This window comes from Pseudorhizobium flavum, from assembly GCF_044142885.1.
Taxonomy (GTDB): domain Bacteria; phylum Pseudomonadota; class Alphaproteobacteria; order Rhizobiales; family Rhizobiaceae; genus Neorhizobium; species Neorhizobium flavum.
The window spans coordinates 160,525-186,643 of sequence record NZ_JBIOKZ010000001.1; the positions used below are offsets into that span (position 1 = coordinate 160,525).

The 26,119-nt window shown below is 62.2% G+C and carries 26 protein-coding genes; 6 read left to right on the forward strand and 20 right to left on the reverse strand.

Translation table 11 applies throughout. The annotated features are described in order from the left end of the window. Window positions 1-40: 40 nt before the first annotated feature. The 8 genes from ACEPP2_RS00785 to ACEPP2_RS00820 form a co-directional block, all read right to left on the reverse strand. Window positions 41-526, reverse strand: a complete 486-nt coding sequence (locus ACEPP2_RS00785; RefSeq protein WP_142590040.1) for a F0F1 ATP synthase subunit B — start codon at window positions 524-526, stop codon at window positions 41-43. Window positions 527-529: 3 nt separating this feature from the next. Continuing rightward, window positions 530-1,156 (reverse strand): F0F1 ATP synthase subunit B, encoded by a 627-nt coding sequence (locus ACEPP2_RS00790; RefSeq protein WP_142590039.1) that lies wholly within the window; start codon window positions 1,154-1,156, stop codon window positions 530-532. 81 nt (window positions 1,157-1,237) lie between these two features. After that, window positions 1,238-1,465, reverse strand: coding sequence for a F0F1 ATP synthase subunit C (locus ACEPP2_RS00795; RefSeq protein ID WP_010026583.1), 228 nt, complete (start codon window positions 1,463-1,465; stop codon window positions 1,238-1,240). Between the two features lie 70 nt (window positions 1,466-1,535). Then, window positions 1,536-2,288: a F0F1 ATP synthase subunit A gene (locus ACEPP2_RS00800; protein WP_077548159.1), complete on the reverse strand. Its 753-nt coding sequence runs from the start codon at window positions 2,286-2,288 to the stop codon at window positions 1,536-1,538. Between the two features lie 57 nt (window positions 2,289-2,345). Continuing rightward, window positions 2,346-2,699 carry an AtpZ/AtpI family protein gene (locus ACEPP2_RS00805; protein WP_077548160.1) on the reverse strand — a complete coding sequence of 118 codons (354 nt, stop codon included), beginning with the start codon at window positions 2,697-2,699 and terminating at the stop codon, window positions 2,346-2,348. Between the two features lie 269 nt (window positions 2,700-2,968). Further along, complete coding sequence (locus ACEPP2_RS00810) at window positions 2,969-4,114, reverse strand: cell wall hydrolase (RefSeq protein WP_077548227.1); 1,146 nt, start codon at window positions 4,112-4,114, stop codon at window positions 2,969-2,971. 156 nt (window positions 4,115-4,270) lie between these two features. Then, window positions 4,271-5,410: an Mrp/NBP35 family ATP-binding protein gene (locus tag ACEPP2_RS00815; protein WP_395515486.1), complete on the reverse strand. Its 1,140-nt coding sequence runs from the start codon at window positions 5,408-5,410 to the stop codon at window positions 4,271-4,273. Between the two features lie 314 nt (window positions 5,411-5,724). Next, window positions 5,725-6,456, reverse strand: a complete 732-nt coding sequence (locus tag ACEPP2_RS00820) for a helix-turn-helix transcriptional regulator (protein ID WP_395515487.1) — start codon at window positions 6,454-6,456, stop codon at window positions 5,725-5,727. Between the two features lie 254 nt (window positions 6,457-6,710). On the opposite strand from ACEPP2_RS00820, the gene ACEPP2_RS00825 reads away from it, so the two are divergent. Together ACEPP2_RS00825 and ACEPP2_RS00830 are read left to right on the forward strand one after the other, a co-directional pair. After that, a complete protein-coding gene (locus tag ACEPP2_RS00825; RefSeq protein ID WP_395515488.1) occupies window positions 6,711-7,595 on the forward strand; it encodes an SMP-30/gluconolactonase/LRE family protein in 885 nt (294 codons plus the stop codon). A 171-nt stretch (window positions 7,596-7,766) separates the two neighbouring features. Further along, the gene (locus tag ACEPP2_RS00830; protein WP_395515489.1) at window positions 7,767-8,543 is read left to right on the forward strand and encodes a PRC-barrel domain-containing protein; all 777 of its coding nucleotides are present in this window, start codon (window positions 7,767-7,769) and stop codon (window positions 8,541-8,543) included. Window positions 8,544-8,639: 96 nt separating this feature from the next. Here ACEPP2_RS00830 and ACEPP2_RS00835 read toward each other — a convergent pair whose 3' ends face one another. After that, the gene (locus ACEPP2_RS00835) at window positions 8,640-9,992 is read right to left on the reverse strand and encodes a putative bifunctional diguanylate cyclase/phosphodiesterase (protein ID WP_395515490.1); all 1,353 of its coding nucleotides are present in this window, start codon (window positions 9,990-9,992) and stop codon (window positions 8,640-8,642) included. Between the two features lie 49 nt (window positions 9,993-10,041). Further along, a complete protein-coding gene (locus ACEPP2_RS00840; RefSeq protein ID WP_395515491.1) occupies window positions 10,042-11,688 on the reverse strand; it encodes a response regulator in 1,647 nt (548 codons plus the stop codon). Between the two features lie 237 nt (window positions 11,689-11,925). On the opposite strand from ACEPP2_RS00840, the gene mutL reads away from it, so the two are divergent. Both mutL and ACEPP2_RS00850 read left to right on the forward strand, forming a co-directional pair. Then, entirely contained in the window at window positions 11,926-13,737 is a 1,812-nt protein-coding gene (gene mutL / locus ACEPP2_RS00845) for a DNA mismatch repair endonuclease MutL (protein ID WP_142590033.1), read from the forward strand. A gap of 60 nt (window positions 13,738-13,797) precedes the next feature. Next, entirely contained in the window at window positions 13,798-14,034 is a 237-nt protein-coding gene (locus ACEPP2_RS00850) for a DUF2093 domain-containing protein (RefSeq protein WP_395515492.1), read from the forward strand. Here ACEPP2_RS00850 and lpxK read toward each other — a convergent pair. The 6 genes from lpxK to ACEPP2_RS00880 form a co-directional block, all read right to left on the reverse strand. Beyond that, window positions 14,025-15,086, reverse strand: a complete 1,062-nt coding sequence (lpxK, locus tag ACEPP2_RS00855; RefSeq protein ID WP_142590031.1) for a tetraacyldisaccharide 4'-kinase — start codon at window positions 15,084-15,086, stop codon at window positions 14,025-14,027. The genes ACEPP2_RS00850 and lpxK overlap by 10 nt on opposite strands. Before the next feature lie 78 nt (window positions 15,087-15,164). Then, window positions 15,165-15,881: an HAD family hydrolase gene (locus tag ACEPP2_RS00860; RefSeq protein ID WP_077548169.1), complete on the reverse strand. Its 717-nt coding sequence runs from the start codon at window positions 15,879-15,881 to the stop codon at window positions 15,165-15,167. Then, window positions 15,878-17,197 (reverse strand): lipid IV(A) 3-deoxy-D-manno-octulosonic acid transferase, encoded by a 1,320-nt coding sequence (gene waaA, locus ACEPP2_RS00865; RefSeq protein ID WP_395515493.1) that lies wholly within the window; start codon window positions 17,195-17,197, stop codon window positions 15,878-15,880. The genes ACEPP2_RS00860 and waaA overlap by 4 nt, the downstream gene beginning before the upstream one ends. Before the next feature lie 166 nt (window positions 17,198-17,363). Next, window positions 17,364-17,603 (reverse strand): DUF4170 domain-containing protein, encoded by a 240-nt coding sequence (locus tag ACEPP2_RS00870; protein ID WP_052641717.1) that lies wholly within the window; start codon window positions 17,601-17,603, stop codon window positions 17,364-17,366. A 59-nt stretch (window positions 17,604-17,662) separates the two neighbouring features. Further along, the gene (locus ACEPP2_RS00875; protein WP_395515494.1) at window positions 17,663-18,469 is read right to left on the reverse strand and encodes a 3'(2'),5'-bisphosphate nucleotidase CysQ; all 807 of its coding nucleotides are present in this window, start codon (window positions 18,467-18,469) and stop codon (window positions 17,663-17,665) included. A gap of 4 nt (window positions 18,470-18,473) precedes the next feature. Further along, window positions 18,474-19,820 (reverse strand): TldD/PmbA family protein, encoded by a 1,347-nt coding sequence (locus ACEPP2_RS00880; RefSeq protein WP_395515495.1) that lies wholly within the window; start codon window positions 19,818-19,820, stop codon window positions 18,474-18,476. 102 nt (window positions 19,821-19,922) lie between these two features. Here ACEPP2_RS00880 and ACEPP2_RS00885 point away from each other — a divergent pair, with 102 nt between their 5' ends. Further along, a complete protein-coding gene (locus tag ACEPP2_RS00885; protein ID WP_077548172.1) occupies window positions 19,923-21,737 on the forward strand; it encodes a monovalent cation:proton antiporter-2 (CPA2) family protein in 1,815 nt (604 codons plus the stop codon). On the opposite strand, the gene ACEPP2_RS00890 is transcribed toward ACEPP2_RS00885, so the two are convergent. The 3 genes from ACEPP2_RS00890 to ACEPP2_RS00900 are packed head-to-tail and all read right to left on the reverse strand — an operon-like array spanning window position 21,734 to window position 25,025. After that, the gene (locus ACEPP2_RS00890; RefSeq protein ID WP_077548173.1) at window positions 21,734-22,612 is read right to left on the reverse strand and encodes a patatin-like phospholipase family protein; all 879 of its coding nucleotides are present in this window, start codon (window positions 22,610-22,612) and stop codon (window positions 21,734-21,736) included. The genes ACEPP2_RS00885 and ACEPP2_RS00890 overlap by 4 nt on opposite strands. A gap of 8 nt (window positions 22,613-22,620) precedes the next feature. Next, window positions 22,621-23,181, reverse strand: coding sequence for a 16S rRNA (guanine(966)-N(2))-methyltransferase RsmD (rsmD, locus tag ACEPP2_RS00895; protein ID WP_077548174.1), 561 nt, complete (start codon window positions 23,179-23,181; stop codon window positions 22,621-22,623). A 5-nt stretch (window positions 23,182-23,186) separates the two neighbouring features. Beyond that, window positions 23,187-25,025, reverse strand: a complete 1,839-nt coding sequence (locus ACEPP2_RS00900) for a pseudouridine synthase (RefSeq protein ID WP_395515496.1) — start codon at window positions 25,023-25,025, stop codon at window positions 23,187-23,189. A 151-nt stretch (window positions 25,026-25,176) separates the two neighbouring features. Here ACEPP2_RS00900 and ACEPP2_RS00905 point away from each other — a divergent pair, with 151 nt between their 5' ends. Beyond that, a complete protein-coding gene (locus ACEPP2_RS00905; protein ID WP_395515497.1) occupies window positions 25,177-25,626 on the forward strand; it encodes a nucleoside deaminase in 450 nt (149 codons plus the stop codon). A gap of 13 nt (window positions 25,627-25,639) precedes the next feature. Here ACEPP2_RS00905 and ACEPP2_RS00910 read toward each other — a convergent pair whose 3' ends face one another. Continuing rightward, entirely contained in the window at window positions 25,640-26,119 is a 480-nt protein-coding gene (locus tag ACEPP2_RS00910; RefSeq protein WP_077548177.1) for a GNAT family N-acetyltransferase, read from the reverse strand.

Sequence of the window (26,119 nt, forward strand, 5' to 3'; positions counted from 1 at the left end):
CGCGCAATGCACGGCCCTTTTTCGATTCAGCTACCGATAGTCAGTTCAGTCGCGACTGGACTTTTCCGAGCGAGTCTTTGAACAGCGTTTCCTGCGTACCGGCATCGGCCTTGCTCGCAATCACCTTTTCAGCGGCGGCAATTGCGAGGTCGACGGCAGCGGAACGAACTGCGGCAATGGCGTCAGCCTCGGCCTGCCTGATCTTCTGCTCCGACAGGGCATTGCGGCGGGCAACAAATTCCTCCGTCTTCTGCTTGGCCTCTTCGGTCAGCATGGCTGCTTCCCGTTCAGCGGCAGCGACGATCTGAGCGGCGTCGGCCTCGGCTTCCTTGCGCTTGCGCTGGTATTCGGCCAGAAGCTGCTGCGCTTCCTCGCGAAGGCGCTTGGCTTCGGCAAGCTCGTTGCGGATGTTCTCTGCGCGCTCGTCGAGCGACTTTGCGAGCATTCCCGGAACCTTCAGGTAGGCCAGAAGCACGAAGAAGAGGATAAGGCCGACGAGGGCAAAGAAAGTAGCGTCGAAAGCCATGGATCAGGCCCCCTTCGGAGATGCTGCGGCAACGGCAGCCTTGATTTCATCGGCGTTGGCCTTGGCGCCGATCAACTGATCGACGATGGCTGATGCCGTTTCTTCGGCGATAGCTCCAACCTGGGCGAAGGCCTGAGCCTTGATGTCGCTGATGCGGGCTTCGGCGGCCGAGAGCTTCTCTGCAAGCTCTGCCTCGATGGCGGCGCGGTCGGCGGCAGCCTTTGTCTTGGCGGCCTCACGAGCCGTCTCGCCGATCGTGTGCGCCTTGGAGCGCGCCGCAGCGAGTTCGCTTTCATAGGTTTCGACAGCCGCATCGGCTTCCGACTTCAGGCGGGACGCCTCGTCGAGATCCTGGGCGATGCGGTCGTGGCGCTGCTCGAGAATTCCACCCAAGCGCGGCACGATAACCTTCTTCATCAGAAGGTAGAAGAGACCGAAGGTGATGACGAGCCAGAGAAGCTGCGACGGATAAGTCGAAGCATCGAAGGGCGGGAATACGCCCGTGGCATGCGCGTCGTCGTGAACGACACCGGTTTCCGTGTGCAGTTCGCCTGCAGGCGCTGCGCCCGGCGCTTCTTGCGTCTCTGTGGCTTCCGGCGCGGTCTGCGCAAATGCCGAAGTCACGAACATCATCACCTCCAGGTGGAATTCGAATGCGAAGGATCACGGCCATCGTCAGGACGGCCGTGATCCCGTAACCCGATGCCGCTATTAGACGGCGAACAGGAGAAGGAGAGCAACGAGCAGCGAGAAGATGCCCAGAGCTTCCGTAACGGCGAAGCCGAATACCAGACGGCCGAACTGGCTGTCAGCGGCGGACGGGTTGCGCAGGGCGCCCGACAGGTAGTTGCCGAAGATGTTGCCGAGACCGAGAGCCGTACCGGCCATACCAAAGCAAGCGAGACCTGCGCCGATGAACTTTGCTGCTTCCGCTTCCATGAATGAACTCCTTCGAAATGGTTGTTGCGGCGGATGACTGGCGCCTGCGGGGCGCCAATGTGGTTATTCCTTAGTGCCCGCCCGGATGGACCGCGTCATTCAGGTACATGCAAGTCAGTACCGCGAAGACATAGGCCTGTAGAAAGGCGACGAGGAACTCGAGACCCGTCAGGGCGACGGTCATGATGAGAGGCAGGATGGCGCCGCCGATTCCGAGTGCGCCAAGCGCACCCATCGAGGCAACGAAGCCCGAAAAGACCTTCAGCGTGATGTGCCCCGCCAGCATGTTGGCGAAGAGACGCACCGACAGCGAGATCGGACGGGACAGGAAGGAAATGATCTCGATCGCGACGACGAGCGGCAGAAGCACGCCGGGAACGCCGCTCGGCACAAACACGCTCAGGAAGTGAAATCCGTGCTTGTAAAAGCCGTAGACGAGAACCGTGCCGATGACCAAGAGCGCAAGCGCGAAAGTCACGATGATCTGGCTGGTCACGGTGAAGAAGTAGGGGAACATGCCCAGCATGTTCGCCGTCAGAACGAACATGAACAGCGTGAAGACAAGTGGGAAGAACTTCATCCCAGAATTTCCGGCGCCCTCACGCAGCATGCCGGCAATGAACTCGTAGGACATCTCGGCGACCGACTGCGCCCGGCCGGGGATCAGTCCGCGTTGCGAAGTGGCGAAATAAAGGAAGCCGGCGGCGCAGGCGACCGTGGCGACCATGAACAGGGATGCATTGGTGAAGGAGAAATCCATGCCGCCGATTTCGATCGGAACGATCTTGCTGATCTGGAACTGATGGGTCGGATCGTTGGCCACCGTCTACCTTCTTTCTTCCTTCACTCGCCTCGCCGACGGTCGCCACTCATGCGCCCGTCAAGGCTTTCGCTTCTTATCCCGGCCACCAGCCAAGGATGGCGGCATTGCAACCATCCCCACGGCCCGCAGGACATTCAGTATACCGGCGCAGAAGCCAAGGAGGAGCAGGATGATCATGCCCCAGGGCCCTGTACCGGCAAAACGGTCGAGAAGATAGCCGAGCATGGCGCCCACCGCGATTGCGGCGATGAATTCCGAGGAGATCTTCAGACCGAGAGCCATCCCACGACGGCTTTCCTCGCTCTGCGCATCCCTCTTCGCTTCAGCCGCTTCTTCCGCGTCCCGCTCCGCCAAGGCGGCAGAAAGACGCCTGCGGCGCTGCTCCAGACTCTCGTCCCGATTATCCGTCATCCGCATCCTCCCTTGCCGTCTTCCCGCATCCTACGGTGCATCGACCGTCCGATCCGTGTGCGAAACATGCTGACTGCTAGGGATTTCGCGCCTTCCGGCCCGTTTTCAAGTCGGGCGCAACATAGTTTTGAGCGCCTGCATAGTCAAGGCATGGGGACGAGATGGGATCCAAGCCAATTGATTCTATTTTTCAAGCATTTACGGCAGAAGCACTACTATCGGCCTAAACTTCTTGAGCGGAATCACGAGGCAGCGGCGTCAGGCCGCATTCAGCTCCAGCCGCCGCCATAGGTGCGATAGAAGATATGCAGGCCGATGCGCCCGACCTTCTTCATAGACCGCGCCCACTTCGGGCGGACGTATACCGCGTGGTAGTGGGTCGATGAGCCCACCTCGTTTAGCCAGATCTTCCCGGCGGTGACCGCCATGGCGACCTCGCGAGCCATCTTCCAGTGATATTGCGAGCGGATGCGGTCCCGGATGTTGTCGCAGGCAAAGGAGAACTGGCAGCGGTTGCGCCAATCCTCGTTCTGGTAAACGACGCCGCAGATCGTATCCGGATAGGCAGGATTGCGTACGCGGTTGAGGATGACCTGCGCCACGGCCGCCTGCCCGCGCGCCGATTCGCCACGTGCTTCGAAGTAGATGCCGGACGCGAGGCATTGCTGCTCACGGGCCGAAAATGTTTCCGCCGGAAGCGGCGTCGCGGCCCATGCATGATCATCACGCCCGATCGGCGGGATGAAGCGCCCGGCTTCGGGCTTCTTGAGGATAGCGTCGAACGGGGATTCCCGGGCGAAATCCGGCTCTGGAGGCGCGTAAGCGGTTGCCAGGACATCGGCCTTGTCATTGGTTACGAGGCTGGCGATCATCGGCGACACACCGGCAGCCGGCTTCTCCTCCTTGCGGAAGTAGAAGGACGCCAGTTCGAACTCCTTGACCTTCTTCCCGGGCTTGGCGAACCCGGCCAGTTCCTGTCGGCCTTGCGGCGGCAGCGTCAGCGCACTGGTCCGTTGCAGGATCGAACCGGCACTGAAGGCCTTGGGAGGCTGCATCGGCTCCACCGCCACGATACGCCCCTTCTTCGCCTTCCGGTTGACGCGATCCTCGTCCGGCGTAGCGTCGTCCTTGCTGCCACCCCCAACAAAGGCGATCTTGCTGCCATCCGGCAGAGCCAGACCTGCATCGGAAGGAAGCATGCGCTCCGCGCCGGGGAAGGCGAGCTCGGAAGAATGAATGGATCCGGCCGGAGAATGGGTCAAAACGGTCCGCCATCTCTGACCTGCATCGAGCCCATTCAGAAGAGCGGAAAGATCCCCATGGGACGCCGTAGAGGGAAAGGCCAGCCACGCGACAAGGCCGAATAGCGCAGGAGTGCTCCAGGCATTCAGGCGGGCACGGCAGTTGCGACTCAAAAGAACATTCGAACGCAAAACGAGGGACTCCACGGGCTACGGCAACCCGCGAAGGATCAATCATTAACCTTGACGAGGCGTTAACGGCTCATCGGGAAAAGCTTGAACAGGCTGACAATTTAGCGAACCGGCATAGATGTGCGACGGTTCTGAAGCCTATTCGAAGACGATCGTAGGAGCCGGTCTTTCCACCCGCCCCTCCAACGCCTCGCGCACCCGTAACGCGATATCCCGATAGATCTGCCCGGCGAGCCCCTCAGGATCCGCTGCCACGACAGGCGTTCCACTATCGGACTTCTCGCGGATGTCGATGGTCAGCGGCACTTCACCCAGGAAGGGGACGCCGATCCGCGCGGCTTCTGCCTGTGCGCCGCCATGGCCGAAGATGTCGTAGCGCGCACCGGTATCGGGCGCCACGAAGTAACTCATGTTCTCAATGATGCCGAGCAGCGGCACTTCCACCTTGCGGAACATGGTGATGGCCTTGCGAGCGTCGATCAGCGCCAGGTCCTGCGGGGTAGAGACGATAACTGCGCCAGCAAGAGGCACCTGCTGGGCCATGGTGAGTTGCACGTCGCCGGTGCCGGGGGGCATGTCGACGACCAGGACGTCGAGCTCGCCCCAGGCCACCTCCCGCAGCATCTGCAGAAGCGCCGACTGAACCATCGGGCCACGCCAGATCATGGCGGTCTCTTCGTCGACAAGGAAACCCATGGACATGGCCTTGAGGCCATAGTTCTCCATCGGACGGATGATGCGGTTCTCGATCTGCTGTGGCCGCCCCGAAATCTTCATGAGCCGCGGAATCGAGGGGCCGTAGATATCGGCGTCGAGTATCCCGACCTTCATTCCGATGGCCTGCAGGCCGAGGGCAAGATTGACAGCGGTCGTGGACTTCCCCACTCCCCCCTTCCCGGACGCAACCGCTATGATCGCGCCCACTCCCGGTACGCCCGCCTTTTCCGGGCGCGCCGGAGACCCATGCGCGTGCGGCGGCGCTACAGGCTGCGGGCGACGTGGCGGGGCAGAGGGCGCGGCACCGGCCTTTCGATCCGCCGTCAGCGTTACCAGGGCACCTTTGACGCCGGGAACGGCCTTGACCGATCGCTCGGCGGCTGCCCGCAACGGCTCCAACTGCTCGGCCCGGTCGGCGGGCACGGTGATCGAGAAGTACACCTTGTTGTCGGAGATGAAGACATCGGAGACCATCTTCAGCGAGACGATGTCATCGGTGAGGTCAGGGCCCCGGACCTTTGCAAGCGCCGCCAGAACCTGTTCCTTGGTCACGTCCGTCATCGATCAAACTCCTGTCGCGCGACAGTCGCAGGGCGACTGGTCCGGAGTCCTTATAGGAGTTGGTCGCCCGATGCTGCAACACGCAATGGCGATGCTGCCCGACGCAAGCTCATTGAATCGCCAGGCAGCATCGTTTCTCATCACGTCACTATCGGACGCTGTGGGTCCCCTCTGGGCCTTCCCCGTGCAATGCACGGACCGTGCCAGATGGCGAACGTCGCCGGGGATGCGGCAGTGGCGCCGCCTGACCGGATGCAACAGAGTTCCGCGGAGGCGGTGTGCTCATTTTGTGAGCAGCGCGATTCACGCGACGGTCAGCAAATAAGTCCTAGGCGGAACGCGGTTGCGACCGCCTGGGTGCGATTGACGCTGTCCAGCTTCTTGGCAGCTCGGTTGAGGTAGTGATTGACCGTATGCTCGGACAGCCCCAGGATTTCGGCGATTTCTGCGCTTGTCTTTCCAGCTGCCGTCCAGGTGATGCAGTCCAGCTCGCGTTCGGACAGCGTCTCGACGGTGCGGGTGGTCATGCTGCGTATCTGCCCGAGCCGCTCATAGACATGGATGGCCAGATAGCTGAGTTCCATCATCTGCTGATGCGTGAAGGGAGCACCATCACCGGCGAGCGATACGGCGCCGCGCATCCCAGTACTGTCGTGAACCGGGAAATAGGCGCCTCGCACCAGACGGTAAGGGCCGAACAGGTCAGTCGAAACCGTATTGCCGCGCACAAGGTTCACCGCCTCCAAGTCATATTGGGTGGGAATGAACGATTCACGCAACTGCTTCAGGATTGGGCTGGAGGAGAGAAGTCCCTCTCGGTCGAAATGAGTAATGAGCTCCGCAGGCCAGTTGGTGATGACGCTATGGGCGGAAAGAGTGAGGGAGGTCGGTCCCGGCATGTTCACGACCATGAAAGCGCGAGCGCCGTAGGATTCGGTAATCCGCTTCATGAACCGGAATACGTCGAACTGCGTCTTCAGTCCCTTGATCTCCAGGACCTGATCCTCGGTCGATTCGTTTGCGATGCTCTTTTCCAAAGGCGGCATTGGGCGGATTTCTCGATTTCCTGGTGTGACGCGGCTGACCAGAATGGTCGGATGGAGAGCAGTTCAGCGCCCAGGAACGGAGTTGTCAGACACCTACGCCCCGGTCGATGCAATCTTGTCTTTACAGAGAAAGATTATAGACAGGTATGTCGAAAATTCCGCAATAGCAATCGCCAATCTGACAGGAAGTCATGTTGGCGGAGACATTTGCAGCGTCCAAGCGATGGTGCAAGATTCACTTCCCGGAGCTCATCATGCACGACGTAAAATCCGAGCCTGCGACCTTGTCCAACACCATTTCCGAGCTCGGAGAGGGGCCAAGCTTCGAGCCGGAAACGAACACACTTTGGTGGTTCGACATCCTGGGGAAGCTGCTTCACGAAAGGAACCTCTCCACCGGTGAGGAACGACATCACCCGCTGCCATTCATGGCGAGCGTCATCGCCCGCATCGATGCGGAACGACAGCTTCTGGCAACGCAAGAGGGGCTCTACATCCGCAACCGCCGGGACGGTGCGCTCAGCCTCTATTGCGAGCTAGAGGCTGGGAATGCCGGCACCCGCTCCAATGACGGACGACTCCATCCGAGTGGCTGTCTCTGGATCGGGACGATGGGGAAAGGAGCCGAGGAAGGGGCCGGAGCCATCTACCATGTGGCACGGAAGACCGTGACCCGGCTCTTCGGCAATATCAGCATTCCAAACGGAATCTGCTTTTCGCCGGACGGTTCCACCGGCTATTTTGTCGACACCACGAAGAACCTCCTGATGCGGGTCAGCCTCGACGCCTCTACGGGACTGCCAATCGGCGAGCCCGCCATCCTCATTGATACGAGCGATCAGCCGGGCGGCATGGACGGCTCGGTCTGTGACCGGGACGGCAACATCTGGAATGCGCGGTGGGGCGCCGGAGCGGTGGACTGTTATTCTCCGGACGGTGCGCTGGTGACGAGGCGCACGCTGCCGGCGCGGCAGACGACTTGTCCGGTCTTCTTTGGACCCGGCCTGACGAACATCGGGGTTACGTCAGCTTGGGAAGGACTGAGCCCTGACCAGCGGGAGAGCGACCCTCTTGCCGGCCAAGTGTTCGCCCTCACCACCGGTGCGGCCGGCACGCCGGAGCCGAGCTTCCGCGCCTGAGCCTTCCACCTCCTTGAGTTCTCCGCTCGCCAACCGGCAGTTGGCAGGCCAGCCGCCTATAAATTCGGCATTGAGCGGGAACTAAACCCCAGTTCGATCCATTGTCTGCGCGAACCAGCGCGATTGAACGTCGCGCGTTCACATCGAGAACACTAGGAAGGTAGGTTCGACATGAAGAAGACTTTCAGCACAATGGCGGCCGCAGCCGTCCTGATGGCCTCCACTGCAATCGCACCGGCCATGGCCCAGACCAGCGATCCGGCCGCACCGGCGTCTCCGGCTGCTCCTGCAGATCCCGCAATGAAGCCGATGACCGGCACCGACGGCGCACCCGCCGCAGGCGCCTCGTCGACCGACAACGCTGTCGCTCCCGAAACCGATACTTCGACCGACACTGCCGCTACTCCGGCAACTTCAGGCGCTGACGCTTCCACGGATACTGCTGCCACTCCGGAAACCGATGCGACCACGGACACTGCAGCCACCCCAAGCGCGGATGCTTCGACAGATACTGCTGCCGCTTCGGGCTCTTACCTGACCGAACAGTCGGAGACGCAGGTCAGCGCCAACGACTACATCGGCAAGTCGGTTTATAACGCTGAAGATGAAAGCGTTGGCGACATCAACGACCTGATTCTTGAGAAAGATGGCGGCATCGTCGCAGCCGTGATCGGCGTCGGCGGCTTCCTCGGTATCGGTGAGAAGGATGTCGCGGTTCCGATGGAAAACATCTCCATGACCCGCGACATGGAAAACAACAATGAGATCCGTCTGACGACGACTGAAACGAAGGATTCGCTCAATGCGGCTCCTGAGTTCATGACGCTCGAAGACCAGCAGGCAGCCGCTGATGCGGCGACCACCGACACCACGACAACTTCGTCCACCGGTGCTGCGACACCGATGCCGAATGCCACTACCCCGCCGACGGCTGAAGGTAACAACTAAGCCCGGAGCGTGTGACGCATTAAGGCATCTTGAAGGGGCGGCGCTGCGGCGCCGCCTTTTTCTTAGCGGCCGGACTAGGTACGGCGTGCCTCTGGATCAGAGGTGAGCAACCAGAAGTCTTCGCTCCTGCTCCCGCAGATAGCGTCCCGTTGCGACGGTGTCGGCCGGCTTGCCGTAGTAGTAGCCTTGCCCCATCCCACATCCCAGGGCTTTCAGCTTCTGGGCGTCGGCATAATCCTCGATACCCTCCGCCACCACCTGCAGATCCAACCCGTCGCACATCGCGATGATCGCTTTGACGATGTGTTCGGACGCTCGGTCAGTGGTGATCTGCGATACGAATGCCCGGTCGATCTTCACCTTGTCGAACGTGAACTCACGCAGCCGGCCAAGGCTGGACTGCCCCGTCCCGAAGTCGTCGAGCGAGATCTTCACGCCTTCGGCACGCAGATCGGTAATAATCCGGTGCGCCGTCTCCGCCGACGTCATCATGGCGGTTTCCGTGATCTCGAGTTCAAGCCGGTGCGGATCAAGGCCCACGCGGTCAAGGATCGACAGGATGGTGTCCGTGGTTCCAGGGTCCATCAACTGGACCGATGACAGGTTGAACGAAAGGAAGAGCTCCCGCGGCCATGAGAGCGCGGCTTCCGCCGCCTTGCGCAACAATGTCTCGGAAAGAGCATCAATAAAGCCGCGTTCTTCGGCGAGGGGCACGAAAACGGACGGCGAGACGAATCCGAGGTCAGCATCGATCCAACGCGCCAGTGCCTCGAAGCCCAGCACCGCGCCGTCGCCGAGCCGCACGATCGGCTGGAAATGGGCGTCCACGGCATCGGCAATGACTGCCGTTCGCAGCGCCTGCTCCAGTTGTGTCGCACGCTTCATCTCCAGGGCGATTTCGCGGGAGTAGACGGTGATCTGCCCCCTGCCCCGGCGCTTGGACCGATAGAGGGCGGTTTCCGCGCTCTTCAGAAGATCCTCGAACTCCTCGCCGGCGAAAGGATAGATGGCGAAACCGAAGGATGCCGATAGACGTACGTTTCGGTCGCCCAGATCGTAGGGTGCGGAGAGCACGTCCTTGATCATCTGCCCGATCCGTTCAGCGCCCACCCTCTCGAAGACCAATGGCAGGACGAAGGCAAACTCGTCCCCGTCATGACGGGTGACCGTTGCACCGTCGGGAATACAAGCCTTCAGGCGATGGGCCACCTGGCAGAGAATCTCGTCTCCCGCGGCAACGCCAAACAGGTCGTTGATCGGCTTGAACCCGTCGAGGTTCGCGATGCAGATGGTGAAGGGAGCGGGATCCTGAGCACGTTCGGCAGCAAGCATCCGGACCTTGTCGCGCAACCGGTAGCGGTTGCCGAGGCCTGTAAGCGGATCGCTGTATGCCATCGCCTGCAGTTCATTCTGGGTGACCTGCGGCAACAGTTTGCCGGCCGACGTCATGCGAAAACCCGATACCCTGTATACATTCGCGGAAGATGCGGCAGAAACCTTAACAAACCTGCCTTCCTTCAGGTGCAGATTTCCGCCCCTCGTTCACGTCGCGTTCCTGCAAATAGGTGAGAAGGACGGACTCCAGCATTTCCGGACTGATCGGCTTCAGGATCACGTCATCCATTCCAGACAGAAAGCATTGTTCGCGGTCATGATCGAATGGCTGCGCCAGAACCCCAACGATGGGAGTGGAACTGCCGCGCTCCTCGATCCCGCGGATCTGCCGGCAGGCATCGAAGCCATTCATCTTCGGCAGCGTAATGTCCATTAGTACGAGGCGCGGCTTATGCTCCTTCCATAGCCGGACCGCCTCCTCGCCATCCGCCGCGATGCTGTAGCGATAGCCCAACCCCTCAAGTATCTGCGAAAACACGATCTGGTTGACGGCATTGTCCTCGGCAACAAGGACATCGAGCGAGCAGGGGGCGGCTCCGGCTCGACCATCCTCGACCACTTCGTCGTCAGCTTCCTGCGTGAAAATTTCGCTAACCAGCGCATGCAGGCCCTGATCTGTACGGCTACGATCAAGCACCACGAGCGGAACCTGAAACGCCTCGGTCAGCATCGTACATGCAGCCAGCAGGCTCTTCTCGGCCAGAACTAGGACGAGATCGACAACAACGCCGAGATCATCGGAGAAAGAGAGGAAAAGTTCGAGCTCCTCGGCGCTTCCGACGACCACAGCCTCGGCGCCCAGCTTGGCGATCGACTGCGGCAGCAGGTCGGACGCATTTTGCTCGGTTGTTACGACCAGTACGTTTCGCCCCCTTAGATCCTGCAGAGACATGCCGTGCTGGCCAAGCTGAACTGTGCGAGCAGGTTTCCTCACCGTGGATTCGATCCTCTCCGGCACTAGCCCCGAAAGGTCCTCCAACGCCGCTACCACCTGATAGCGACCAGGCTTCCCAATCCTGAACTTCCTGACGATCGTCTTCACGTGCTCGCCGTCCTTGCCGATGAGGAGCTCCGGCGAGGTCACCGAGATGCCGTTCCTGATAATCTGCCGGTCGGCCGCTTCGATGCGGTCGGCGATCACCGGGTCGAACACCTCACATGCTTTACGGCCAATGAGTTCCTCGGGAGAGCGCCCGACAATCTTGCAGAACGACTGGTTGACGGCGACATAGACCATGTCGCTCGATTTGATCGACACGGGAAACGGAAGCTTGTCGAGAACCTGTTCGGCGAGTTCCATCCGCTCACCGACCGCCTTCGACTGCTCCTCACGCTTCTTCTGTTCCGAAATGTCGCGGACGATGCAGACGCCGTAGCCGTTGGGGAAGCGGCGTTTGGAATAGTGCAGCCAGCGATCACTACTTCGTTGCTCGACATGTTCCGCGCGCTCGCGCCACAGGGAGGCAATCGTGTCGGCGATCCAGCTTTCACGCAGGGAGCGTGACTGGCCATGGGTATGGCTACCGGCCTCGCCCCCGGCATCGAAAAGGGCCGCCACGACATCGCGAAGGCGGGTGCCCGGCGTCAATGAACTCGCAGGCAGGGGAGCAAGCAGCTGCAACTGGCCACCGGCGTAAACAAGCTGATCGCTACGGTCGTAGATAAGTACCGCCGCCTGCAGGCCGTCACACAGAAGATCGATAGCGAGGTCTGCGATGGTGGGATCTGTCAGGATGCCGCTATGCGTCATCAGCTCTCTCGCCGGTCCGGCTCAGTCCCTGCCGATCTTCTCTGTCCTGTGTCTCCACCAGCCTGGGTCTTCCTCATAGTCCTTTTGAGCCTTGCCGGCTTTGCAGGGGCATTCTGCTTCCTGGCATTCGGCAGATTTCTGCAGCCAGGTTTATTTTACGGCGATAAGCTTAAGGCCCATTTAATCATAGGGGTGTTGGGGCTTCTCAAGCCTCACCGAATCCGGGATTATGGGGCAATGCCCGTCAAACAGCTTCCAGAAACCCTGATCAACCAGATCGCTGCAGGCGAAGTCATCGAACGTCCCGCCAGTGCAGCAAAGGAACTGATCGAAAACGCGATCGATGCCGGCGCGACCCGTATCGAGATTGCCACTGCCGGCGGTGGAAAGAGCCTCGTGCGCATCACCGACAATGGATGCGGCATGGATACCGCGGATCTTGACCTGGCGGTAAGGCGCCACTGTACCTCGAAGATCAGCGACACGCTCGACGAGATCCGCACGCTCGGCTTTCGCGGAGAGGCGCTTCCGTCCATCGGCTCGGTTGCCAAGCTCACGATCACCAGCCGCCGGCAGGGCGATCCCGAAGGCGCGCAGGTGACGGTCGCAGGAGGACGGATGTCACCGGTACGACCGGCCGCAGCCAATACCGGCACGGTGGTCGAGGTTCGCGACCTGTTCTTTGCGACACCCGCCCGCCTCAAGTTCCTGAAATCGGAACGTGCCGAGGCAGCGGCGATTACCGAAATGGTAAAGCGGATGGCGATCGCATTTCCATCGATCCGTTTCGTCCTCTCCGGACCGGATCGCTCGACCCTCGAGCTGTCTGCGACGGGCGACGACCAACTGGCCCGCATCGCGCAGATCCTCGGCCCCGAATTCCGCGACAATGCAATCGAGATCGACGCGGAGCGCGAGGACGTATCACTGAAGGGCTTCGTCGGCGTGCCGACGTTCAACCGCGGCAATTCCGCTCATCAATACGCGTTCGTGAACGGTCGACCAGTCCAGGACAAACTGATCCTTTCCGCAATCCGCGGCGCCTATGCAGAAACTGTACCGTCTGGCCGATACCCGGTCGCGGTTCTTTCGATCCAACTCGATCCAGCCTTCGTGGACGTCAACGTTCATCCGGCCAAGGCAGACGTCCGTTTCCGTGACCCGGGTCTGGTTCGCGGGCTCATCGTCGGTGCGATCCGCGAGGCGCTCGCACGAGAAGGCAGCCGCGCATCGACGACGGGTGGCTACGGCCTCATGCGGGCATTCAGGACCGGCACCGACCAGGCGAGGGCACCTTGGCACGCGGACCAATCGCCGTCGCGACCGCTCGCGGAGGGCCGTGGATTCTCGGAGGGGCAGCAGGCTGCATTCGACAGCCTGACCGTGCCTTCCGGTCGCACCGAGGCGCCGGACCAGCCGGACGCAATTTCTCGCGCAGAAAACACGGTTTCGCCAATCTCCTTCGCCAATCACCGGCTGGGCGCGGCCCGGGCGCAGCTTCACGAGAACTACATCGTTTCTCAAACGGACGATGGGCTCGTCATCGTGGACCAGCATGCCGCTCATGAGCGACTTGTTTTCGAAGAAATGCGCAAGGCCCTGGACGCGGGCCGGCTTGCCTCCCAGGCGTTGCTGATTCCGGAAATTGTCGACCTCCCCGAAGAGGATTGTGATCGGCTGATGGCTCACGCACGCGACCTCGACAGGTTCGGGCTGACGATCGAACGGTTCGGCCCCGGTGCTGTCGCTGTGCGGGAGACACCGGCCATGCTCGGGGAGATCGACGCAGCTCATCTGGTGCGAGACCTTGCGGACGAGATCGCCGAATGGAATACCGCCGGGGGTCTCCGGAGCAAGCTCGAGAACGTCGCCGCGACGATGGCCTGCCATGGTTCCGTGCGGTCGGGACGCCGGTTGAGACCGGAAGAGATGAATGCCCTTCTGAGGCAAATGGAGGCCACCCCAGGCTCCGGCCAGTGCAACCACGGCCGCCCGACCTATATCGAGCTCAAGCTATCCGACATCGAACGCCTGTTTGGGCGCAGTTGAGGGTGGCGCTTTACCCATCTGCGCGGTAGAGCAGAGATGATGTTCCGCAGGAGACACAAGATGAACCGGTTCGAAGGAAGCGGGAGCCGGGAGGCGAAGATCCGCTACCTGGACGGCGACTACCAGATTCTCACGTCCGGCGCCTACGTCGTCTGCGCAATGACGGGCAGGCCCATCCCCCTCGACGAACTTCGCTACTGGAGCATCGCCCGTCAGGAGGCATATGTGGACGCCGCAGCCTCGCTGGAAGCGGACAAGCGCGCCGGCGCGCTGCCGGTCCAGGCTCCTCAGGCCTGAGGAGCCTGCTGATCTTTCTGCCGGCTCTCCTGCAAACGCCTCCGCTGGTAATTTGCCACCGCAAGATCGATGATTTTGCCCGGCGCATTCGGATCATCGAAGGTCATGTCCACCTCCACGATCTGCACCTTCTTCAGTAGGGTTTCAGCCGGTCCGTGCACACCGACAAGCCGCGCGGCATCCTTGGCTGTCGTCACCGGAACCAGGCTCTGTTGATCGGCCTCTCGCAGCAGGTCGGCCAGTTCGTCATCGCCGAAATAGTGATGGTCAGGGAAGGACTGCCTGACGACGATGCGCGCCTGAAGCGCCTCCACCGTACGGTAAAACTTCTCCGGATCCGCTATGCCGGCGAAGGCAAGCACCGGCTTGTCCTTCAACTCAGCCAAGGGGCGTGGCTTGAGCGCCGCGACATAGACGGGTTTGCCGGCTCTCGCCGCCTGCCGAACGAGATGATCGGCGGCGTCTCCGTTGCCAACCTTCAGGATCGCCGAAAGGTGGCGCATCTGCTCCCCAATGGGAGCACGAACGGGACCGCCGGGGACCAGATGCCCGTTGCCGATGCCACGCACGCTGTCGATGACGATAAGGGCGAAATCCAGCCGCAGGCGCGCGCTCTGGAAGCCGTCATCCATGATGATGAGATCGACGCCTTCGGCAATGAGCTTCCGCGCCCCATCAACGCGTCGGCGTGAGACGACGGTCGTCGCGACGCGAGCCAGCAGAAGCGCCTCGTCACCGACGGCAGCCGCCCTATGATGCTCAATATCGACAAGGGTCGTTACGTCCAGCGAACCACCATATCCGCGGCTCAGGAAGCCCGGCGTATATCCCTTTTCCCGCGCGGCAACGGCAAGTGCGAGCGCAGTTGGCGTCTTCCCAGCGCCGCCCACGGTGAAGTTGCCGACACATAGAACGGGTGCCGGCACACTCGCCCGGCTCCCGTTCGCCATCCGGCTTCCTGCCACCCGGCCATAGACATAGGAGACGGGAGCGAGCGCCCATGCCCGCCAGTCCGCCTTGGTCCACCAGAACGGCGGCGCTTCCGAAACCATACGCAAGACTCCCAGTATCACGGTCTCTCGGCACTGAAACGGGAACCGCAGGAAAAAGGCAAGCCCGGCGACGGACCGCTAACCCTGCAGAAGGCTCTGCAGGACCGTGATGTCATCGATGCAGATATCGGCAAGTGCCGCGAGAGTGTCACGTGTACCGGTTCCGGTAAGGACGCCGACCTTCAGTCCGGCGCCAGCGGCCTGCCCCATGCGGAGGTCGTGAGCGTTGTCTCCCACCATGGCCACCTGCCGCGGCTCAAGCCCGGTGGAAGCGCAAAAGCCGAGCAGCATGCCGGCCTCCGGCTTGGTCCCGAAGCCGCTGTCGTAACCGGCGACGAAATCCACCCAGCCATCGATCTCGAACCGTGCAGCCGTGCGCCGGATCGAGGATTCATTATCGCTGGAGGCGATGCCGATCTTCAGTCCCTGCGCCTTCAGCCTTCGGAACAACACCCGCAGATCCGTGACGGGCACAGCATACTCCACTGCCCGTACGAACAGGTCGTCGAGAAGAACCGTCAATTCCGCCGCATCGATGGGGGAACCCGCCGCGGCAAAACCGAGTGCAATCTCGGCCGCATTGCCGGCTGCCAACAGGCTGTCTGCGCGGGTCTCGCCGGACACGGGATCCATGCCGGCGGCAAGCAGAAGCCTCGGCTCCAGATCGGGATCACCGGCTGACGCGATCCTTGCAGCCTCCCGGTTTACCGGGCCCCAGCTTTCATCGTAGCGGATCAGGGTGCCGTCCTTGTCGAACAGGATGCCGGCGATCCCGGGAAACCGCCCTCCAGTCATCGGGCGGTCGCGCTCTTCGGCTGCAACCGGGCCGTCACAGTCAGCGGGTTGATATAGGGCTCAAGCGCCTTCACAGTCACCGAAAGAGCCCCACGCATCTCGTTGATGGTCTCCTGGCCCGCATCGATCATCTTGCGGCGGGCGACATCATTGGACAGGAGGTAATGGACCGCCTTTGCCAGCATCTCCACATCGCGGATCAGCCGGGCGCCACCCTTGCGGGCGAGATTGGCGTAGGCGTCGCGGAAGTTCTGGACATGGCTTCCCGAAAGAACGGCACAGCCGAGCATCGCAGGCTCCAGCGGGTTTTGCCCGCCCTCCCCGGTCAGTGAACGTCCGACGAAAGCCAGTTCCGTCAATCGGAGATAAAGGCCCATCTCGCCCATGGAATCGCCGAGGAAGATGTCGGTCTCCGGGGTGAGCGGATCATTGCGGGAACGCCTCGCCACCACCAGGCCCTGGGCCTTCAACATGTCCTCGATCGCATCCGACCGCTCGGGATGGCGTGGAACGATGATCGTCAACTGCCCGTTTCGCGGCTTGAGCGCCTTGTGAATGCCGGCGACGGCCTTCTCCTCGCCCTCGAAGGTGGAGATGGCGGCCCAGGTCTTGCGCTCTCCGATCTCCTCACGATAGCGCTGCAGCACAGCAGGATCGCAGGGCGGCGGATCGGTATCCCCCTTCAGGTTGCCGGAGACGAGAACGGGCCACGCGCCCAGGTCCCTGAATCGTTCCGCATCGAGATCCGACTGCGCGACGACGAGCGACATCTTCCCGAACAGGGCTTCGGCGATCGTGTCATGGCGTTGCCAGCGCGAAAACGATCGATCGGAGATGCGCGCGTTGACGGTGATCTTAGGGATCTTGCGCCGATGAAGTTCAAGAAGCGTCGTCGGCCATATCTCCGACTCGGCCGTGATGCAGGCGTCCGGCCGCCAGTAGGAAACGAACCGCTTCATCGAGAACTTCAGGTCCAGCGGCACGTACTGGTGGATGACCTGATCCCCCAACCGGTTCCTGACCAGTTCCGCCGACGTCACCGTTCCGGTGGTCAGGAGCACGTGAATGTCGCGCCGCCCGAGTTCGCGCAGCAATGGGATCAGCGCAAGCGTTTCCCCGACACTGGCGGAATGGGCCCAGACGAGCGGACCACGAGGCCGGGGCTGGCTCGCATAGCCAAGCCGCTCTGAGCGACGCAAGCGGTCCTCCTTGCCCTTCCAGCTCCTATAGGCGAGAAACGGGCCAGCGAGCGGATAGACGAGGATCCCGGCCACGCGATAGCCGGTCAGCGCAAGACGCGCCAGACCCTTGCGCATCGCGCCCGTCCTCGATCGCCGCTCATGTCCGCTGATGTGGAAAATCCTCCGCTCGGCCAGCACTCATCTACTCGGTTACAAATACGTCAAAATAGCGCCGGGGAACCATGAAGCAGAACGGGTGCCGCATCCAGCCGCTGCGGCCGGATATCCCCTGCTTTGCAGGCTATGCGCCCTTGGCTTCCGGCTCGAGAAGCTTGTGCATGTGGACGATGAAGTAGCGCATCTCGGCGTTATCCACAGTCTGCTGCGCCTTCGACCGCCATGCGGTGAGAGCACTGGCATAGTCGGGAAAGATGCCGACGATGTCGAGATTGCTGAGATCCTTGAACTGTACGCCCTCGAGGCTTGACAGTTCACCCCCGAACACGAGGTGCAGGAGTTGCTTCTTTTCGGTTTCCGGCATGGTCAGTCCCTTCAGTTCATTCCCCCCGGACATGTCTCATAGGCATCCAGGAAAAAACGTCAATCTGTCGGTTCGTCTGGCATGAACCTGGACAGCTTGTCCAGTGCGGGGCCAGCGCCGGCGTAGAGCATTCCGTGCTTCACGCTTTCGCGATTGTAGACGAGAGGATGGCCGGCGCTATCGAGCAATTTTCCGCCCGCGCGCTGGAGAATGATGTCTGCTGCCGCCAGATCCCAGTCATGGGAATTCTTCTTGACGATCGTCCCATCGATTCTCCCGTCGGCCGTCAGTGCCAGCCGGTAGGCAAGCGACGGGACATGGCGCACCCGGCGAACCGCCTGCGTCTGCGCTGCCGGAAGCTTGCGCAGCAGGTCTTCCGCGATGGCCAGCGTGAGCGGCAGGGACGGATCCGGACGGGATACCGATATCAGGTCGCCATTCATGAGCGCCGGCCCATCGACGCAGGCGTAGAATTCCTCGTCTAGCGCCGGAGCGGCGAGGACGCCCGCGACAGGTCGTCCCTGATGAACGACTGCGACGGACACGCACCATGTCCGCTCGCCGGCAATGAAGGCACGCGTGCCATCGATCGGATCGACCACGAACAGTGTCTCGTGGGAAAGCCGCGCATTGTCGTCGTCGGTCTCCTCGGAGAGCCAGCCATAGTGCGGCCGTGCCGTAATCAGCAGTTTTTCCAGGCGTTCGTTGGCGGCAAAGTCGGCAGCGCTGACAGGTGAGCGTCCCTCGTTCTTCCACCAGACCTCGGGGGATCGTCCGAAGAAGGAGTGCGCCACCTCGCCAGCCTCGGTGGCGGCCCGACGGATAAGTTCAAGATCGGCCTGCCAATCGTGCTGCCCGCTCTCCATCGGATCAACGTCCCGCCAGTGTCATGCCCTCGATGGCGATGGTGGGCGAGGCGATCCCGAACTTGCGGTCGATGTCGTTGGCAGGCGTGAGGCGCATGAACATGTCCTTCAGGTTGGAGGCGATCGTGACCTCCGAGACCGGATAGGCGAGCTCCCCGTTCTCGATCCAGAACCCACTTGCGCCCCGGCTGTATTCACCCGTGATCATGTTGACGCCCTGACCGATCAGCTCCGTCACATAGAAGCCGTTGCCGACGCTGCGGATCAGTTCCTCCGGCGAGACTTCCCCGGGCTCCAGTGCAAGGTTCGTGGAGGCGGGCGTCACGGATGTCCCGCCGCGCACGCCGCGTCCGTTCGTGGGCAATCCAAGCTCCCGGCCCGTCGATGTCGACAGGAACCAGTGCTTGAGCACGCCGTCCTCGATCATCACCAGCCGCTTGCCGGACACCCCTTCACCGTCGAACGGACGCGAGGAGGAGCCGCGCACCACCAGAGGGTCGTCGGTAATGTTCAGGCCGGTTTTCAGCACCTGCTGGCCCATGCGATCACGCAGGAAGCTCGTCTTGCGCGCCACAGCCGCGCCATTAATCGCGCCGGCGATATGGCCAACGAAGCCGCGGGCAATACGCGGGTCAAACACGACGGTGACATTGCTGCCGGTTTCCACCTGGCGCGGATTGACCCGCTTGACCGCGCGCTCGCCGGCCCGGCGGCCGATCACGCGGGGGTCGTCGAGATCAGCGAAATAGAGCCGGCTGTCGAAATCGTAGTCGCGCTCCATCTTGGTGCCTTCACCGGCAATGACGCTCACCGAGCGCCCGAACCGGCTGGCCATGTAGCTGCCGGAGAAGCCATGAGACGTAGCAAGTACAAGGCCGCCCATACCTGCGGAGGCGCCTGCACCAGAGGAGTTGGTGACACCAGAAACTTCAAGTGCCGCCTGCTCTGCCTCCAACGCAGCCTCGCGCAATGCCTCAGTCGGCACGTCCGTCGCGTCAAGCAGTTGCAGATCGGGATAGCTTCTTGCCAGGTCTGCTTCGTCGGCAAGGCAGGCATAGGGATCTTCGGGCGATACACGAGCCATGGCGACGGCACGCTCTGCCAGTACCTTGACGTCGAAACCCGGATTGGCGGAGACGCTGGCGACCCGGTTGCCGACGAAGACCCTAAGCGAAAAATCGTCGCTCTCGGAGGACTCCGTGCCCTCCACCTCGCCAAGCCTGACGCTGACCGAGCGGGAGCGGGAGCGGACAACCACGGCATCCGCCTGATCGGCACCGGCCGCCCTGGCAAGATCGACGAGTTGGCTGGCGCGGGAGAGAAGGTCCTGGGAGTCGATTGCGGAGGTCATTGTGTACCTTTCGTTGCGGCACCATTTATTGTGCGGCAAGGAAGGCATCAAGACGTAGAAGGTGATTCTTCCGATCCGGCAGTCCATCAAGGCGAGCGTTGCATGAGCGGCAGTGGCACAATCTTCACCCAGACGCTGGTGCTACTGGCCGGAGCGGTGATCGCGGCCCCTATCTTCCGATTGCTTGGGCTTGGTACAATCCTTGGATACCTAGCCGCAGGCGTCGTGATCGGACCGGTCATGCATGAAGTCACCGATGCGGAGGAGGTGCTGCATTTCGCCGAGTTCGGCATCGTCTTCCTGCTGTTCGTGATCGGCCTTGAGCTCAAACCCTCTCGGCTCTGGCAGATGCGCTCCGACGTATTTGGGCTCGGTCCCGCGCAGGTTATCATCGCCGGCCTGGCGCTCACGGGGCTTGCGATAGCGGCCGGGCTGGCCGACTGGCAGGGAGCCCTTGTGATCGGTTTCGGCCTTTCTCTGTCGTCGACGGCCTTCGCGGTCCAGATCCTGAACGATAACGGTGACCTGAACAGCAAGTACGGGCAACGGGCCTTCTCACTCCTTCTCTTTCAAGATCTTGCCATCGTGCCGCTGCTGGCGCTGGTCAGCATCCTGGGGAAAGGCGTGGACGAAACCGGCCCATCCGCCTTAACCGGGCTGGTAGTCGCGGTTGCTGCGGTCGGAGTCATGATCATCGCCGGTCGCTACCTCCTCACGCCGCTGTTCCAGGTCATTACCCGAACGGGAGCGCGCGAAGTGATGATCGCGACGGCCTTGCTGATCGTGCTGGGTTCGGCGGCTGCGATGCAGGCCGTGGGGCTGTCGATGGCAATGGGCGCTTTTCTTGCCGGCCTGATGCTTGCCGAATCCTCCTACAGGCACGAGCTTGAAGCTGACATAGAGCCCTTCCGAGGGCTTCTGCTGGCGCTGTTCTTCATGGCCGTCGGGCTTTCCCTCGATATCCATGTGCTGTGGAGCCAGATCGGCTTTATCGTGCTTGCGGTCCCGGTGTTCATGATCGTCAAGGGCGGCATTATCTACGGGCTCTGCCGCCTCATGGGATCGCCGCACAATGATGCGATGCGGATTGCCTTTCTTCTGCCCCAAGGCGGTGAATTTGGGTTCGTGCTGTTCACGACCGCAATGGCTGCGGGCCTGCTATCGTCGGCCACAGCGTCGCTGCTGATTGCAATCGTGACCTTGTCCATGGCTCTGACGCCCCTCGGCGCCGCGTTGTCCCGAAAACTCCTGACCGTGGAACGTGAGGAAATCGAAGAGGATTTCCAGGGTGCCGGCGCCGACGTCCTGATGATCGGCTTTTCCCGCTTCGGGCAGATCACGGCGCAGATCCTGCTGGCGGGAGGCCGGGACGTCACGGTGATCGACGATTCCGCCGACCGCATCCGGCAGGCGGCGTCGTTCGGTTTCCGCATCTATTTCGGCGACGGCACCCGCAAGGACGTGCTTCTTGCTTCAGGCATCGAGAAGGCAAAGATCGTCGCGGTGCTGACCCAGAAGCGCGAGATCACCGACAAGATCGTCGATCTTATCCGGTCGGAGTTCCCCAATGTCCGGTTGTTCGCCCGCTCCTATGACCGGATCCACACGCTTTCGCTCCGCGAGCGGGGCGTGGAATACGAGCTTCGGGAAACTCTGGGCTCCGGACTCATCTTCGGACGTAAGACGCTTGAGGCATTGGGGATGGGGTCAGCGGAGGCCGAAGCCATTGAAGACGATATCCGCAAGCGCGACGAGGAACGCCTGCTGCTTCAGGCCGCGGAGGGCCTCGCGGCCGGGAGACACATGTTGCACAACCGCCCGGTCAAGCCGGAGCCACTGATAAAGCCCAAGCACCCTTCCCCAAATGAGGAGGCCGCGATGAGGGCGCAGGACAAGCCGCAGGAAGCTGCCGATTAGGCCCTGGCAGCCAGATGGATTGCATCGACGGCGCGCTTCAGATCCTCCTTCACCGGAAGAGTGTAGTCGAATATGTCCTTCGCCTTGAGGAAATCCATCACCCGGAAGTGGTTGACCGGCGGACGCAGGAGAACGTGCGGCGGCTGCAGCTTCAACTGGAACGAGATCGTCGACTGCATCATCAACTGATTGGCGCCAAAAATGCTCTCCATGCGGCTTGGCGGTGATAAGCCGTCCCCTTCCGGCGCCCCGACCACGTCCACCCCGATCACGACGTCCGCCAGATCCATCAGGTGGTCGTAAGGCACGGGATTGAAGATTCCGCCATCAACCATGATGCGGCCGTTCACCGTCACCGGCATGAAGATGCCGGGGATCGCGGCAGACGCGGCGAGCGCCGGTCCGAGTGAACCTTCTTCCAGCACGACTTCGGAACGCCCGTAGTAATCGGTGGCGATTACCTTCAGGGGAATGCCGAGGTCTTGGAAATCTGCCGGAATGGCCTGCGGCAGAAGCGCCTTCAGCACATGCTCGATGTTGAACTGGCCAAAACGAAACCCGCCATCGGTACCGCGCATGGAGGACGGACCAAGACTCAAGAGCCTGTTGGCGAGCGCTCCTCGGTTGCCGACCGTCTCCAGCGTGTAGGCGCGAATCTCGCTGCCCGTCATGCCGGCGGCCATCCCCGCCCCCATAATGGCGCCCATCGAGGAACCTGCGATAGCGACAGGTCGTATCCCGAGCTCGTCCAGAGCATCGATCACATGTGCATGCGCCAGTCCGCGAGCGCCGCCGGCGCCGAAGGCGATCGCGAAGGTCAGGTCTCGCTGTGATTTCTCAACCTTGGCATCGGCAAGGGCAAGCTTGGTGGTCATTGGCAGCTTCAACCTGGCTGGTAGCGAAAGAAGTGCATGCGGGTGTCGCCGAACAGGCGCTGTTCCAGCGGCCTGAACACGGGATCCACGGAAGGCGCGACATCGGCGCGCTCCTCAAGGATCGCCAGCGCCCCAGGAGCAAGCCATCCGCCGGAATAGGCCGCCAGCATGGCTGCTTCACCGAGGCGCCTGCCATAGGGCGGATCGGCGAAAAGCAGATTAAACGGCTCGATCGTGCCGTTCGGCCCGAGCTTCGTGGCGTCGCGCCTCAGGATACGGGCGCGCCCGTGGAGCGCGAGGTGATCGATATTCTCCCACAGCAGGCCTCTCCCTTCGACGCTGTTCTCGACAAACAGAGCCTGTCTGCAGCCGCGGGAAAGCGCCTCGAGGCCGATTGCCCCTGTCCCGGCGAAGAGATCGATGACCCGGGTCTGATTCAGGGCCTCCGGATAGACGTGGCCGATGATGTTGAACAGGCTTTCGCGGGTCCGGTCGACCGTCGGCCGGATGTCGTTGGATTTCGGCGCGGCCAGCGTCCGGCCGCGAAATTCGCCCCCGACGATGCGCATCTGTCCTACCCTCTTGTCCGAGGCTTGCCGCCTGCCGGACGCCCGCCGGGCCTGCCGCCACCGCCGCCGGGCTTGCCGCGACCGCCTCCCGGTTTTCCGCCGGATGGCTTGCCGCCGAAGGATTTTCCGCCGCCGGGCTTGCCTCCGAAGGAACGATCTCCCCCCGGTTTGCTGCCGCGTGGCCGGTCGCCACGGGATCGGTCTTGCTCGGTTCGTGGGCCGCGGGGCCGGTCACCAAACGGACGATCGCCGCGGGGGCGCTCACTCCTGGCGTCATCGGAATATCCCCGACCACGGGGACGCTCTCCCTCCTCGCGCGGCTTGCGGTCGCCGCGGGGCTTTTCGCGGAAGGAGCCCTCCCCTCGCGGCCGATCCGCGAACGGGCGCTCGGTCCTCGGGGATCGCTCGCCCCGATCAGGTCGATCGCCGGCAGGTCGCTTGCGGGGAAAGTCGCCGTCCCTGCTTTCCCGCGCAGGAGATTCAGCGCGTATCCAGTCGCTGTCCTCTTCCGCCCGGTTCACGAGGGCCCTCCGGTCGCTCGGAAGCTTGGGCTTGTCGAACAGCTTTTCCGCCTCAGCCCGTGCAGAAGTTCTCTTCCCCTTGGCATCCGTCGTCGGACGGGCACCGGGCGCCATCCACACATTCGCGGTCCGTGAGGTCCCCATGGGCGGGCGCTTCTTCGGCTTTTCGCCGAAGTCACGGTCGTCACGCTTGTCACCGCCCGATACCGGCTTCCCGCGGCGATCGTCACGTCTGGAATCCTGCCGTTTCGACGAACGATCCTGCGACCATCCGCCGGTACGCTCCCTGTCATCCCGGCTCGCGGCACGAGTCGTCACAGGTTCGGGCTCCTCGCTACCACCGAGATCGCTGTAGATCGGCGCATCGAAGTTGGCCTTCGCTTCCTCGATCAGGCGCGGCCCCAACTGGTCGCGCAGCATCCGTCCGCGCACTTCGACAACCTGCCCCTCCGGCAGATCGCCCAGTTGGAAAGGCCCGTAGGAGATGCGGATCAGCCGGTTGACCTCGAGGCCGAGCGCGCCGAGGACGTTCTTGACCTCGCGGTTCTTGCCTTCCCGCAATCCGACGGTAATCCAGACATTATGGCCCTGCTGGCGGTCGAGCGTTGCGTCGATCGCGCCGTAGAGGACGCCGTCGACGGCAATGCCTTCCTTCAGCTTGTCGAGCGCAGCCTGGTCTACCTCACCATGGGCGCGCACGCGATAGCGACGCAGCCAACCGGTCGTCGGCAGTTCCAGCACACGCGAGAGGCCACCATCATTGGTCAGCAGCAGCAGTCCCTCGGTATTGATATCGAGGCGCCCGATCGACATGACCCGCGGCAGGTCCTCCGGCAGGTTCTCGAAGACCGTCGGGCGTCCTTCCGGATCGGAGTTGGTCGTCACAAGTCCGGCGGGCTTGTGGTAAAGCCACAGCCTGGTGCGTTCGATGCCGCGGATCGGCTGACCATCAACCTCGATGCGATCCTCGAGGGTAGCGTTGACCACTGGCGTCTCGAGGACAGTGCCGTTCAGCCGCACCCGGCCTTCCATGATCATGCGCTCGACGTCACGGCGGGACGCCACACCGGCACGGGCAAGGATCTTGGAAATTCGCTCCGGCTTCGATCCAGCGGCATCGACAGGGGCTGTCGCAGCTTCTGCCGGCTGCTTCGCCACAGGCTTGTCGCTCTTGCCGACTTCCTTCACCGGCCGCTGCTTCAGTCCCGCCTTGGCGGAGAAGGCGGCCTTGCCGGTGGGCTTGCCTTTCGTCACTGATCCGGGTTTCGTGGCGCGTTCGAAGGACTTTGCTCCGCCGCGCTTTGGCTTGTCTTTGGGTGTCATTTGTTGTTTGCCTGAAGCGATGAAGTCGACGGAAGCTTCCGGACATTCATGCGGGTTGAGGTGCGTCCCGGCTGCCCGCACAATGCGGCGGGGCCCGTTTGTTCGCTTCCTACCAGTTCAAGGGTGCCGGGTTAAGAGGAAATCGCCGAGAATGGCCAAGAACGACGGTTTCATGACAGAAGCGCTGCAGGAGGCGGAACAAGCCGGCAGCCGGGGCGAGATCCCCGTCGGCGCCGTACTGGTCATGGATGGCAAGATCCTTGCGCGGTCAGGGAACCGTACTCGCGCCGAAAACGACGTCACCGCCCATGCCGAAATCAATGTCATCCGAGCGGCCTCTCGGCTGCTCGGGCAGGAGCGGCTAACGGGTGCCGACCTCTACGTGACGCTCGAACCCTGCGCGATGTGCGCTGCCGCGATCTCCTTTGCGCGTATCCGCAGGCTCTACTACGGTGCCGAGGACCCGAAGGGGGGCGGGGTCGATCATGGCGGCAGGTTTTACGCGCAGCCAACCTGTCATCATGTGCCGGAGGTCTATTCCGCCATCGCAGAACGGCAGGCCGCGGAACTGCTGAAGCGCTTCTTCCAGGAAAAACGATAAGCCGGCAGGACGGTCAGCTCGCAGCGAAGGCCTTCAGGCTGTCGCCGGTCAGCCGGTACCGAACCCACTCGCTTTGCGGTCTCGCACCAATCGTCTCATAGACGCGGATTGCCGGCTCGTTCCAGTCCAAGACGCTCCATTCGAAACGGCCACAGCCTCGCTCCACCGCAATCTTGGCAAGATGGCGCAGAAGCAGCCGGCCTGCCCCCGCACCGCGATACCGGGGTGAGACATAGAGGTCTTCGAGGTAGAGGCCGTTGCGCGCCTGCCAGGTGGAGTAATTGAAGAACCAGACGGCGAAGCCTGCGGGAGCGCCATCCGCTTCCAGTATGGCCGCTTCCGTCACCGCTTGCGGGCCGAACATGGATGCAGCGAGGCTTGCTTCCGTCGCCTCGACCTCCTCTTCCGCCTTTTCGTAGATCGCAAGCTCGGTAATGAAGCGGAGAATGATGCCGACATCGTCGGCGGTCGCAGCGCGGATCGTGTAATTCAT